The 12,778-nt window shown below is 38.9% G+C and carries 8 protein-coding genes; 1 reads left to right on the top strand and 7 read right to left on the bottom strand.

Annotated features, from left to right (window positions below; genetic code table 11):
- Positions 1-444: 444 nt before the first annotated feature.
- From AACQ84_RS14915 to AACQ84_RS14895, 5 genes are read right to left on the bottom strand one after another with little or no spacing between them, the layout of a single operon-like run.
- Positions 445-2,319, bottom strand: coding sequence for a hypothetical protein (locus tag AACQ84_RS14915; protein ID WP_012308545.1), 1,875 nt, complete (start codon positions 2,317-2,319; stop codon positions 445-447).
- Positions 2,320-2,362: 43 nt separating this feature from the next.
- Positions 2,363-5,176: a site-specific DNA-methyltransferase gene (locus tag AACQ84_RS14910; protein ID WP_012308544.1), complete on the bottom strand. Its 2,814-nt coding sequence runs from the start codon at positions 5,174-5,176 to the stop codon at positions 2,363-2,365.
- 3 nt (positions 5,177-5,179) lie between these two features.
- Positions 5,180-5,677, bottom strand: a complete 498-nt coding sequence (locus tag AACQ84_RS14905; RefSeq protein ID WP_012308543.1) for a DUF3368 domain-containing protein — start codon at positions 5,675-5,677, stop codon at positions 5,180-5,182.
- Complete coding sequence (locus AACQ84_RS14900) at positions 5,670-5,924, bottom strand: UPF0175 family protein (protein ID WP_012308542.1); 255 nt, start codon at positions 5,922-5,924, stop codon at positions 5,670-5,672. Before AACQ84_RS14900 ends, AACQ84_RS14905 begins: the two co-directional genes overlap by 8 nt.
- Before the next feature lie 3 nt (positions 5,925-5,927).
- Complete coding sequence (locus tag AACQ84_RS14895) at positions 5,928-9,047, bottom strand: BPTD_3080 family restriction endonuclease (RefSeq protein WP_012308541.1); 3,120 nt, start codon at positions 9,045-9,047, stop codon at positions 5,928-5,930.
- Positions 9,048-9,982: 935 nt separating this feature from the next.
- On the opposite strand from AACQ84_RS14895, the gene AACQ84_RS14890 reads away from it, so the two are divergent.
- Positions 9,983-10,813, top strand: coding sequence for an Abi family protein (locus tag AACQ84_RS14890; protein ID WP_012308540.1), 831 nt, complete (start codon positions 9,983-9,985; stop codon positions 10,811-10,813).
- A 274-nt stretch (positions 10,814-11,087) separates the two neighbouring features.
- Here AACQ84_RS14890 and AACQ84_RS14885 read toward each other — a convergent pair whose 3' ends face one another.
- Complete coding sequence (locus tag AACQ84_RS14885; protein ID WP_012308539.1) at positions 11,088-12,179, bottom strand: hypothetical protein; 1,092 nt, start codon at positions 12,177-12,179, stop codon at positions 11,088-11,090.
- A gap of 149 nt (positions 12,180-12,328) precedes the next feature.
- Positions 12,329-12,772, bottom strand: coding sequence for a hypothetical protein (locus AACQ84_RS14880; RefSeq protein WP_012308538.1), 444 nt, complete (start codon positions 12,770-12,772; stop codon positions 12,329-12,331).
- Positions 12,773-12,778 lie beyond the last annotated feature (6 nt).

The raw sequence follows: 12,778 nt of genomic DNA, 5'->3' as shown, positions 1-12,778 counted from the left end.
TGAGTAAGTGATTACGTATTTAAGTGGTTAAGTGAATTTTAGCGCGATTTTCCCACTTGAACACGTGAATAAGTAAACAAGTGACTACTTGATTAAGTGGGTATAGGGGCGATCACCAATCTCCTCGATCAGCTTCAGGAAAATCCGCATTTTATTGAACAGGCTTTGGCCCGGCAGGAAAATCGGGGGTAGGGAGTTAGGGCGATCGCTGTTCAGTTTTGGGAGTCATCCTTTTTGTGGACTGAGTATTCTATTGATGATCGCCCATAACCCTTATTCTTTCGTTAAAATGCCCGAAAAAGGTCAATTCTCAAAACACCTTCTACATAACGCTTTCAGACGATATTTTTTATAATCGATACTTTCTGTTTAAATCCGCCCTCTGGTCCTAAATACGCCTTCTGGTCTAATTCATTAAGCTTATCAGAAAATCGGAGTCAATCTTTAACTTTTTTTACCATTTATTTGTTTCTCTAATTTTTTAATTTTATTTTTTAATTTTTTGTTTTCTTCTGTTAGTCTTTCATGATCATTATTATATTTTAAATCAATATTAGTAATCCAATTCAACTCATCTTTAAATGAAAGGATAGGTTGATATAACTTATGATAAGCACTTCCAGTAACACCATGGAATAATTGTAATTCTGGTCTTTGAGAATCATTTCCAATACTTAGAATATGTTCATTTGCGATACCAGGATATGGATCAATATAAACAATTTTTTTGATTCCCAACTGGTATGCTTTTTTAGAACATAATTCACAAGGGCTGGCAGTTGTAAATAATATGCCTCCTTCAATTCCTTCTCCTCCATATTTTGTAATTTGTAAGAAAGCATTTTCTTCTGCATGGAGAGATCTTGTGTGAACTTGATTTTTTTCTTTTTCTATAAAATTTTGAACATCTTTAAAGCAATAAGAAAGATTTCTTCCATCTAGCTTATCTTTATCAAGATTTTTTTGATACTTAGATTCCATCACTTCTTTGAATCCAGTATTGTTATTTTCGTAGTCACTAAACGCTTCTTTATCCTCAAATTTCAATAAACTTTCTGCACTACGCAGTAAGCAGGGAATCTGACCTGCAGCTGTATCGTTCCAACCAACAGCTTTAACGGAATAGTTTTCATCCGTAATAACTGCGCCAACTTGTCTAGAAATACATCCAGAGTTTAATTTTGCTGAATATGTAATTTGCATACATCTTTCAATGGGTGTTGGCGTTACTAAGCCAGGGTGAATAATAAGTGTTATATACCTAAATAATTGCTGTATTAAAAACGAATAATTTTTTTCGCCATATGTTGGATTTGTTAAATGAATGTCTGAAATTTCAATACACTTCTGGATATTTTGCGAGACAAATATTTTTTCTTTTTTTAATTTATTCTTATATTCTTTATTATCGATCGCATCAATCTCGTCTTTGTTTCTCTTCAGGTTAGTAAATAATCTATTTTTTCTTATTTTATCTTCTGTGTTAATAGAAACCAGATAAAAAGCAGAGTATCTGTCCTTAAAATAAAAAGCTTCAAAGGGATTTCTTATGGCATCAATAACAATTAGACAATTTTCATCAGAAATTTGTGCTTTTCTTCTTATTAACTTGGTGAATTTATTAATGATTTTAGACAAATTATACATCTCATCTGGATTGAATATATTATCAAAAGCTTTACCAGATGATCGAATATTATCACCAATTAGTTGATAGAAGACAGTATAACCCATTTCAGAATAAACTTCGTCAATTGCTATCTTAATCTTTTTTGAAAATTTGGGCAATTGATGAAAGTAAAAATTGTATGAGCTTTCAATAATTTCTTTTAAATCTTCGTCTACTTTTTCGTTTTGTTCAATTTTTTTGAGTTTTCCTCTATTTTCTTCTCGACTGTTTTTTATTTTTTTATAATCAATTTTTTTTAATTTTTCTTTAAACTTATTTTTAAGTTCATTACTATCTGAGACGTCTTTATCTGAATTGTTCATGAATTTTTTAAATTCTTCAGATATGAATTCACAAACTTCATCAATTGAGTTATCTATGATAAACAGTGTGAGCATGTCTGTAACTGAAATTTTGTAGAATTTTTGCCATTTACTTAGAAGATAATCAAATACTATTTTGTTTTTCCTTTCTTCAATATTATTGAAGCCATAATTTATTTTACAATTTTCTTCTATATATTTTTTATTTTTAGTTAAAATATCTGCTACGGTTGAACATCCAGATCCTGTTCTTCCAGTCAAGCCTAAAATAATAAATTCTTGACGCTCTTTATAGATTTTGTTAATTGCTGTTGATGTATCTGACATTTTTAAAATACTCTTCAGATTTTTAATATTTTTATACTTTAACTTAAATAGAATAGATTTTCAGGACTTCATCGCCGTAGTGGTTAATCACTTTGACCGCAATCTTGCCGGGTTCTTTACCTTTGCCTTTGGGTGGGGGGAATGGTCGGCTAATGGGACTATAAAGCTGTTCCCATAGGTCTTCGTCGATTTCGGCTTTGAGGGTTTTCTTGAGTTTTTTATAGGGGTCTCCGGCTCCGGTGAAGTAGGCATGGCGTACATAAAAGCTTTCGCCGTTGTAGTCGGTGTCGATAAACCAACAGGCGATGTCTTTATCTGGGGAACTACTGCGGATTTCTCCGGTGGTGGGGTCATAGATGTCTAGTCCTTTTAGTTCTACGGTGATCTTGCCGTCGTCTTGGTGCTGGATCTCGATGTCGGGTTCCCCAAAGACCATGAACAGGTTTCCGGCTCCGGTCTTCTTCAGGAGTTCTTCGCCCAGCATTAAATCGGGGTTCATCTTGGTGATGAGTACCTGTAATTTGCCGTAGCGGGTGGATTCTTCGTTTACGCCGGGGTCAAAGGCAAATCCACAGATGATCAGTAGGTCATAGCCTAAGCCTTGAATCGCTTCTTTGGCAGCTTCCTTGATTTGGTCTGAACCGACTGTGCCATATTCGGAACCAATGGAAACGGCAACGCGCTTCACCTGTCCATCGTTATCGGTATATTCGCCTTCTGCCTGTAACCACACTCCGGCATAGGGTTCAAGGTTATCGAATTTGAGTTTTTCGCCTTTTTTGGTGTTCTGTACGCCTGCTTTGCGTAGGTTCTCGATAATGCGGGTTTCAAATTGTTCGGATGCTTGCTGTGTGCCAATATCCTCGGATTTGGGTGCTTCGACATCGGCGGATAGGACACGGTGGGGGGATAGGCTCTCTACGGTGAATCTGCCTGTAACTCGAATGCGTTTGTTGTCGGTGTAGGGTTGGTCGTACAGGGTTTCGTAGTCGGCATTTCTGGCAATGGAGTCATCAATTTCTTTCTGCCGACTAATGCGATATTGCCACCACTGCTCTAATAATTTTGTGGCTTCTTTGCTAAAGCTTTGGTCGGGTTCACGGGGGATTTCCCATTCTTCCCACTTTTTACCCAGCAGTTTATTGAGTTCTGCGCGGATCGGTTCTAGTTTCGCCTGCCATTTGTCGTAAATGACATCGATTTCTTCATTGTTAGCTATCGCCTTCAGGGTGATATGGGGAACCCGCTTATACACAAAACCTTTGCGGATATCGTGGCTAACAGTGGGGTTAACTGGGGGAACCTCTGCCCTGATTTCTGCTTCTTTGGTGATGCCTTCTTCGGAGTCTGCCAACAGGTAATAGTCAAATTTGGCAGACATTAAACGAGTGCGGGCTAAGGCAAGGGCAACGCGACTAGTATCAATGGTGATCCATCTTCTGCCCCATTCTTCAGCAACATAGGCAGTTGTACCAGAGCCACAGGTAGGATCTAAAACTAAATCCCCTGGATCTGTTGCCATGAGAATACAACGTTCTGTTATTTTTGGATTTCCTTGGACAACATAAATTTTTTCAGATCCAACACTACTGCTTAAATCTGACCAGTTATTTGTAATTTCAAATGCCGGAAAATCATCAATAAACCTTACATAATTTAAATTTTTCCCAGATGATTCTAGCCTGTTAGATAAAACTAATTTTTTAAATCCTTTTAAATCAGTTTTAAAAGTGCCTCTTCCCGGATTATATTTTATCCCTTCAAATTCAAAAGATTGCAAGTCTCCCTGTTGTGCTGGTCTTGAGCTTCTAAGGTCACTTAGTCTATAGAACTTGTATTTCTCTCGTGTATTATCTAAAAGTTGTTTCGGAATCTGATTAATGGTTTTTTTGAGACCATTTTCTAGCAAGATTCTGTTGTAAGCTGATGCGCCTTGACCACCGATTTTTTTTTCAAAAAAAAGTTGACGATATTTAACATTATTTTTTTCTTTGGCATACCAGACTACATAATCACAAACACCCGACAGTAATGATGTTGTTGCACTCGTTGTTTTGACAACAGTTATTAAATTTATAAAATTATCACTTCCAAAAACTTCATCCATCAAACATCGAACAAGATGAACATTTTCATCACCAATCTGAACAAAACAACTCCCTGTTTCCGTTAACAATTCCCTCGCCACCACAAGACGATCTCGCAGATAAGCCAAATAAGAATGAATCCCTAACTCCCAAGTATCCCGAAACGCCTTAACCTGCTCCGGCTGTCTGGTCACATTGTCCGCATTACCATCCTTAACATCCCGTTTCAGCGTTGAAACCTGCCAATTCGAGCCAAACTTAATCCCATAGGGAGGGTCAAGATAAATACATTGCACCTTACCCTTTAACCCTTCCTTTTCCGCTAGGGAGTTCATCACCAACAACGAATCCCCTAGAATCATCCGATTAGACCAACCAATATCATGATTATAAAAATCAATCTGTTGCTCAAAATCTAGCTCCTCAAAACTAGAACCAAACAAATCCAACTGTTGCGTATCCGCTTCCTTCTCTTCCTTCGCTTTTACCTGCTGCCGAAAATTTTCGATGATGGCATGGGGATGAATTTCCTCTTGGATATAAATCGGCACAGTGGGAACCGCCAAATCCTGAGAATCCTGCTCGTCCTTCCCCTTCCAAACCAATTGCGGGTCAAGGGAAGTATCACGGGGATAGAGCATAGATTTCTGTTGCCGTTGCTCCTCCGACATAAAATCCTTTAACTCATCAGTGGGGATATTCTTGCGATGGTCTGAATGCTTCACACTCTCAATTTTTGTCGTCGATTTTTTAGTCGATTTCTTCGCCATGGCTTAAACCTCCCCTGCTTCCTTTAATGCAACTTGAATCACCGCATCACTCAGACGAATGCCCCGTTGTACCATCCGAGCAATCATCTCCCGCATTACCAACGGATAACCCTCCCGTTTTGCCCTGAGCAAAATCCCAATGGAACCCGTCACCCGAAGATTACTCAGACGAGCAATGCGACGACCAATCGCCTCATCAATGCAAACCGTTGAAATCCCCTCATCCATCGCTAACTGAATCACCGAAGCCTCCCCTAAATCCAACGAATTCAACAATAACGGCGCAATTTGGAGCGGTTGACCTAACTTTTTGAGGGATGTTGCTTGCTGAAATTCCATCACCCCAAAACCCGACTGACCACCCCGTAAAATCTCCTGTCCCACCTCATAGGGAACCAAAACCTCTGGGTATAGCTGCCCCAATAGACTCAGATCACCCAGCGCCGCAATGAGTGCTAACAGGGGAGAAGTATTGATCACGATGCGTTCAGGACTAGGCATTGGCAAGATCCGCTAAAACCTCTTCTTCTGTGAGATCAATCATCGGTACACCAAACTCCTGAAGCCGCAACAAAAAAGTCACCCGATCCACGCCCAGTAACATCGCCGCCATCCCGGAAGAAAGCCGTTTCCGCTCAAATAATTTCACCGCCATCGACCACTTCGCCTCCTCCTCAAACTCAGTCTGGGATTCACCGAGGGCATCCGGGAAATGTTCAGGATAGTGGATGGTTAACGCTAAATTCATGGCTTACTCCCCTTGATACTTCAATAAATGACCTTCAAACTGATTGAAATCTTTCGTTCGGAGTGCTGCCCGAATGGTATTTTCAGCATCCCACGGGTCAGTGATATTGATAAACTCCCACCGACCCAACCCACCATGACCATTCACCGCAGGCAACCAGAAATTTCGAGCGGTCTGTACCTTAATCGCCTTATCCCGTCGTGCTTCCCCGGAAACCTCCACGATCAAATTTAGGAGATCATCTTCCCCATGACCATCATCAACTCTGGCGATAAAATCCGGCATATAGTTTTTCGATTGACCTGCCATCGTGTAGGGAATAAAGAAGCCTAACCCCTGGTTTTTCACATAACAGACCACCTCAGCCATCGACTCTAACACCTGCGCCATCTTCTGTTCCCAACTGTCCGTATCTGCTACCACGTGGGAGATATGGCATTTCTCAGGGTCACTCACATAGACCGGGCGACTGGTATCAAAATCAACCCCATCCGTTGAGCCAATCGTTTCATAGGGACGCAAAATCGGTTTTAAGAATTTCTCCGACTCCCCAGCGGCGATCGCCTGATAAATACAATCACTGGCATCATAAGCAAACTCAGTTAACAGAAGCATTTGGGGGAAGGTGTGAGATTTCTGGATGAGACATTCCCCTAACCAATCCTTCGAGATTTGCAACACCTGCGGAAATAACCACGACTGCACATCCGGGTCAAAACGATGTTCCTCCGGTTTCTCCGTTAGGCGATCGCCATCCTGCCGGAAGTATCGCTCTAGGGTTAACTTCGCCAACAAAAAAGCCACCTCCTGCACCCGACGAGATTTGAGATCATCAATCGTGTGGATACTGGACTGCCCAATAATCGGCGCATTAACCGTCATCGTTGGTAGATTTTCAGTGGAGAGTGTATATCGACAACCCAGATTTTCAAAATTAGGCTTTAACTCCTGGCGAGTCATTTCGTACCGATAGCCTAACAACCGAGGGAATGTAATTCTGGCATGGCTCCGTTCTGGCAATGACCTAACCCTCGTGGGCAACACTCCCGGCTTCGGCGTTTTACCACCTCCCGCACAGGGAATAAATGAAAACGGAACCCCATAGACCTCAGCATACTCCGGTTCAAAGCGGTTCTCCTCATTGACCGCATAACTAATGCGCCGTAATGCCCGACCCACCACCTGCTCACAAAGTAACTGCGTCCCAAAGGCTCTCACCCCAAGGATATGGGTCACAGTATTCGCGTCCCAACCTTCCGTAAGCATGGAAACTGAGACCACACAACGAATTTGCTCACCCAGTTTGCCAGCCTTACCCACGGTGTTCATCACTTCCCTGAGTAATTCCTCATCACTGATTTTGTCCGGGTCTGAACCGGGATACCGTCGCCGATATTCCTCTTTAAAATCATCAATCTCAGCCGAGGCAATCTGCTTAAACTCGGTGGTCATCGCCTCCCCAGATTCCAACTGCTCACTATCCACCAGAATCGTGTTGGGTCTCGCAAGCCAGCGACCATTCTCGACATTACTAAACAGCGGTAATTTCCCTGGTGCTAAAACCGGATCATCATTCGGCAAACGTTTACCCGTATCCCAACCTACAATCCAGTCATAGACCATCTTTGAAACACTGGTGTTATTGCAAACCACAATAAACACAGGTGGCGTCAACCCCTTGGCGTGCCGCTTCGCGGATCCCCCTGGGATCGCCTCCGTATTCTGTTCCCAAAGCCGATAGGATTTTTCATAGTTGGCATAGAGACTGATTAAAGCCCCTTCCAATTCCTTCGGTAACTTTGGTTCTGGAGAAACATCACTATCTTTATTGCTCCGTCCTTTCTTCGGTAGATGATCCCGAATCAAAGTCCAGATATTCCGATAGGTGGGTAGTTCACCCTTCATGCTGTCATCAGAGACAGGCACACGGGGGACTTTGACAATGCCCGATTCAATCGCATCAATGAGGGAAAAATCCGAGACCACCCAAGGAAATAACGTTCCTTCCCGATAGCCAGAACCCTTGAGATAGAAAGGCGTTGCCGATAGGTCATAAACTGCTTTAATGCCCAGTTTATTTTGAACTGCCTCTAACCCAGAACTCCAAACCCTCGCATTCTCGTCATTCTTTTTTGCTTCCTTTCGATCATCCCCTTTGTAGGTTTCCTCATCTCCATCTGGCTTGTGGTTATAGCAGTGGTGCGCCTCATCATTCAGCACAATAATATTTTTCTTATTCCCCAAACCCCGACAAACCCGACGTACCATCTCATCTGGGGTTTCTGTGAAAGGACTCTGTTCTTTCCCTTGAATCAAAAGGCTTTTCGTTAACTTCGCCGCACTCTCCTTTTCCTTCAACATGAAAGCGTGATAGTTCGTGATGACTATCTTGGCTTTCTCCAAGTCCCCCATTAAATCTTGGGGTACTAAATCCAGTCTGCGGTAATAGTTCTCAGGGTCATTCGGCATCAACACCCGTAGGCGATCGCGGATCGTAATGCCTGGAGCCACAATCAAAAACGCATCACTAAATAAACGGTTTTGAGGATTTGCCACCTTATTGAGGGTATGCCAAGCAATCAGCATCGACATCACCACCGTTTTACCGCTACCCGTTGCCATCTTCAGAGCCATCCGGTAGAGCAACGATCCAGCTTCTTCCTTGTACTTCTGAAGCATATTTTCGATGTAGGTATCACCGGAGCGTTTTGCCACTTCAGTGATGTAGATGATCGTTTCTAACGCTTCAAGCTGACAGAAAAATAAACGTCTTTCCCGATCAGGATTTTTCCAATGTTCCAACAGACGACGGGTAATCGCTGTAATTCCTACAGCACCACGATAACCACCCTTCCGCCAAATCCCTACTTTCTCGCGGATGTAGTTAATGAACTCATTCTCTTCAATGCGATCGCTTGTCCAATGTCCACCATATTCCAACTCCAACTGCTTGCTCTTCTTCTTTGGCTTGGCGATGGGGATGAAATAGTGACTAATTCGACGTTTTTCGACAATTTCGTTAGTTAGTCCATTTTCGTCAAACCTGAAATGAAGCTGCGGCTCTTCAAATGGAGAGTTGATAATCGGATTTTCAATGACTACTTCCTGCATAGATCTAGACATTCTCCTCTAGATCTTGCTGGTTAGAAGCCAGAGACTGTGTTGGCATAGGTGGTCGGTTTCCCAATAATTCATTTAATCGTAGGAAGAATAAACGAGTCTTTGCAAGCAAGCATCACAAAATCGTTACATTTTGGGTTAAATCACACCAACCATGATTTTTATGAACATTGCGACTAACTTCACAAGCCATGATGAACTGCAGCAATCCATCTAAAATGAAGAAGTCACCCAGAGAACTTTGGTCGGTTTTCCATGGGTGACTATTTTTTGGGAGCAGAGGATGGGCGATCGCCCCTCTGAAAAGCCTATGGAGCAATGATCCCCAACAATAGGATGAATTTAAGAATAGACAAAAAAAGGCTCAAGCTTACGATAATTTGTAGCTGTTTCCAGTGAAACTTAGATATAGCAATAGTTTCAGCGATTTTGTTTAGCTTACGATAATTCGGGTTAAAGCACGCTTCACCGCTCGATATTCTATATGCGATTATTCACTCAACCAATGCTTTTTTTCATTGAGGGCTACTTTCAGTACTATATATAAGCCAAAGACTAGCTAGTAACATAGCAGTTAAGTAAGATGTTTTAACCCGTAGGGAAGATACAATAATTATTTCAAGACTTTTGATTTGTTTAGACAATAATATGATCAATGCTACCTGCCTGCAAAAGATGAATAGATGTGAGAAATGCAGTGGAAAAACCACTGCATTATCTCCATTTTTCTACCTTAATTGAGGTAGTATCGGCGAATGACCGATTTCTCAATTAGATGATGTACTTTAGTCTTGATTCAACCGATCCACGTATTTAATTGCATGCAATTAAGTCATGATATTCAGTAGAATCATTATGTCTATTTTCTTACCCTTGGCTCATCACTAGTTGCACTAGGAGAGGAGTTACCAGGGACTCTACCCTTCATTATATCAATAATGCAACTACAACGGCCTAGCTATAATAAGTTTGCACATTTTCAAGAAGCTATATCCTCCAACAGGCTAGAGGCATATAGAAGTGCTTCGTCAGACAATGAATATCATTTATTAGCTAATTATCTATGGAATATCAGTTTATGCGAATCACTTTACCCTGCGTTGCATGCTTTTGAAATAGCCCTAAGAAATAGTATGAATGAAGCAATATCACGATTATTTTACAAAGACTGGCTACACAAGAAATATTCAAAAATACTAGATAATAAAGAAAGTAAAATTATTGAAGATGCATTTAGAAGATTAGAGAAAGAGAAAAAAATAGCATCGACAAGTAACTTAATATCAACGCTTACTTTAGGTTTTTGGGTATCTCTTTCATATTCTAGATATGAAGACGCAAATAAATTATATCCCAAATTATTTCGAGATAGTGATTTTCTGCCTCATCTTCCTAAAAGTAAACGCACAAGAAAAATAATATGTAAATCGTTTACTTCTATTAGAAAACTCAGAAATAAAATATTTCATCATGATCCTATATGGAAAGATAGAAATTTGCAAGCAGAATACGATAATATTCTTGAAGCAATACAATGGATGAGTCCAGTATTATATGAAACAACAAAAGAACTATCTCGATTTCCAGATATTTACATTGAAGAGCGTATAAAATATCAAGAAATTCTTAAAAAGACAATATTAAATGAATCAGAAACAATGAGTTTAAAGAAATTTGACGATTTTATAACCAATAGACAAGGTCAAATAAAGACTATCAAAATAAGAGGCAAGAAAATTCAATATGAAAATTGCAGACTAATTGACTAATAAGAATTATTTCCGTCTACATGTTTCAGGATTATTATGATTAAGTAGTTAAGTTGCTTCGCTAAATAATTTACCTATAAAAAATCAATGATTTACATGAAAAATATTTACTTTTTCCTAACCAAAATTATTTTTTAAAAACAGATTTTTTATAATTTAAGTCTAATTTTTTTGCATTGATTTACCTGTTTAATTACATACCTCTCAATGTGTTTTAAATCAATGGTCAAGAAAAAAATTAAATTCATACTTTAATACTAGTAGAATTTAATTTTTAATCTCGGTCGGGAAAAACATCTTCCCCAAATTCAGATATCAACCAATTCATATGTGCAATACCTTCGCGTCCCTCAAATTCTCTCATTTCCATTTCTTCTTTATATTCATACTCAGACACTGCTTCCTCAAATTCGTTGCGATTACTCTTCAGTAAATTATACTTTTTTTGGCAAGCATTAAATGCCGACTCAAGATTATTACCGAAGCCTATAATAGGTATCTGGTCAATTAAAATAGACAACTCTCGATCTACATTCAAAAATTTTTCTACTTTCCATTGAGTACAATCAGAATCTTTAATATTATAAATATCTACAGTTAAGGAAAACTTTGTTTTATTAGATCGACACTGCAGATAGTAATTAGAAGGAACCGTAGAATTTAACCATTCTCTAGTTTGTCGTGGCTTTAAACTTAATGGATCAATTTTAGAATCGAACTTAGAACATGCTATGTACATTTCTTGAGGAGTCAACGGAATTTCAGATTCAGCCAAATTTTTTATTAACTGATATGAATTATCAAAGGATTTAGCCTGGCTCTCAGCAAGATTAATATTTGCATCTTGCAATGTACTGCCAAAACCATATGATATTTCATCATCCACTAAAGAATTTTCTTTTGATTTTAAAGGCCTCAGAATTATAAACCATATATTTTCTAAATCCTTATCTGTACAATATAAATACCTCTTGATTAGGATGGTGTTTTTTGATAAGTATTGAATTAATTTTGATTGGGAACCGCGCAATGCATATTCGAAAGAACCATTGTTGGTAAGTTCTTTTAAAAAATTCAAGACATATTCTTGCTTATATTGTTCAATAGAGTCATCAAATAAAGCTTCACAATATGTTCCAATACATGAATAAAAACATGCTATATCATAATCATATAGGATGGTAGTTTCAGCAGTACTCAATCCCAAATTTTGAAATGATATTCCAAATTTTAGATCATCTTTATCAAAAAATATGGCTGAATCAATTTCAACAGAAGGATCATAAAGATAACAATATCTAGCAAAGTTGTTGGGGTTTTTAAAATTAGGTGTAAGAAAGTTTTGATTTTTCCCGTTTATTTTCATGGCTTTACTAAGTAAATTTATTTATGGTATTTCAAATCGAAAAAGGAAACATAAAATAGCTATGATATGCTGTTAAAACTTATAGGTTTTGGCTCTTTGTTAATAAATGGCGACTCACTATGTCGCATATACAAATCTAATTTACGAGCCTAAAAGACTTTACCAAACAAGGTCGTAAAAAAGTTTTCGGCACTCACTGCCACATAATATTCATCATCGATTCTAAAATCTCTCATACTAGCAATATTGGATACAACTTCTAATGTTGGTTCGATTGCTCTAATTTCTTTTTTAGTAAATAAGGGTTGATCATCAGATAAATTCACTAGTGTATCCAAAATTTTATCCCTTATCATAAACCAAAATTCTTCGGCAACGCCATGATACGCATTTGCATACATCCATTGATCATCGAATTTTAGATATAGATGTTGATTTAAAATTCCGGTTGGTCCCCGTTCTGACCAGCGGCCTATCAAGGGCTCATGCCACAGATTACATTTCACTAATGCAGATTTATTATTTTCATTAGTCTGAATATAAAAATCAATTTTTTCAAAAGGTAAGTTATTAATTAGGTATGTTGAATTCATTTTTTA

It is taken from the genome of Picosynechococcus sp. PCC 7002, from assembly GCF_963860125.1.
GTDB lineage: Bacteria > Cyanobacteriota > Cyanobacteriia > Cyanobacteriales > MRBY01 > MRBY01.
This window is presented reverse-complemented; position numbering and strand designations above follow the sequence as displayed.

Excerpts from the sequence above, each read along its gene's own strand:
- AACQ84_RS14900 (WP_012308542.1), bottom strand. The coding sequence starts at position 5,924 with ATGAATTTAGCGTTAACCATCCACTATCCTGAACATTTCCCGGATGCC.
- AACQ84_RS14910 (WP_012308544.1), bottom strand. The coding sequence starts at position 5,176 with ATGGCGAAGAAATCGACTAAAAAATCGACGACAAAAATTGAGAGTGTG.
- AACQ84_RS14915 (WP_012308545.1), bottom strand. The coding sequence starts at position 2,319 with ATGTCAGATACATCAACAGCAATTAACAAAATCTATAAAGAGCGTCAA.
- AACQ84_RS14890 (WP_012308540.1), top strand. The coding sequence starts at position 9,983 with ATGCAACTACAACGGCCTAGCTATAATAAGTTTGCACATTTTCAAGAA.
- AACQ84_RS14895 (WP_012308541.1), bottom strand. The coding sequence starts at position 9,047 with ATGTCTAGATCTATGCAGGAAGTAGTCATTGAAAATCCGATTATCAAC.
- AACQ84_RS14880 (WP_012308538.1), bottom strand. The coding sequence starts at position 12,772 with ATGAATTCAACATACCTAATTAATAACTTACCTTTTGAAAAAATTGAT.
- AACQ84_RS14905 (WP_012308543.1), bottom strand. The coding sequence starts at position 5,677 with ATGCCTAGTCCTGAACGCATCGTGATCAATACTTCTCCCCTGTTAGCA.
- AACQ84_RS14885 (WP_012308539.1), bottom strand. The coding sequence starts at position 12,179 with ATGAAAATAAACGGGAAAAATCAAAACTTTCTTACACCTAATTTTAAA.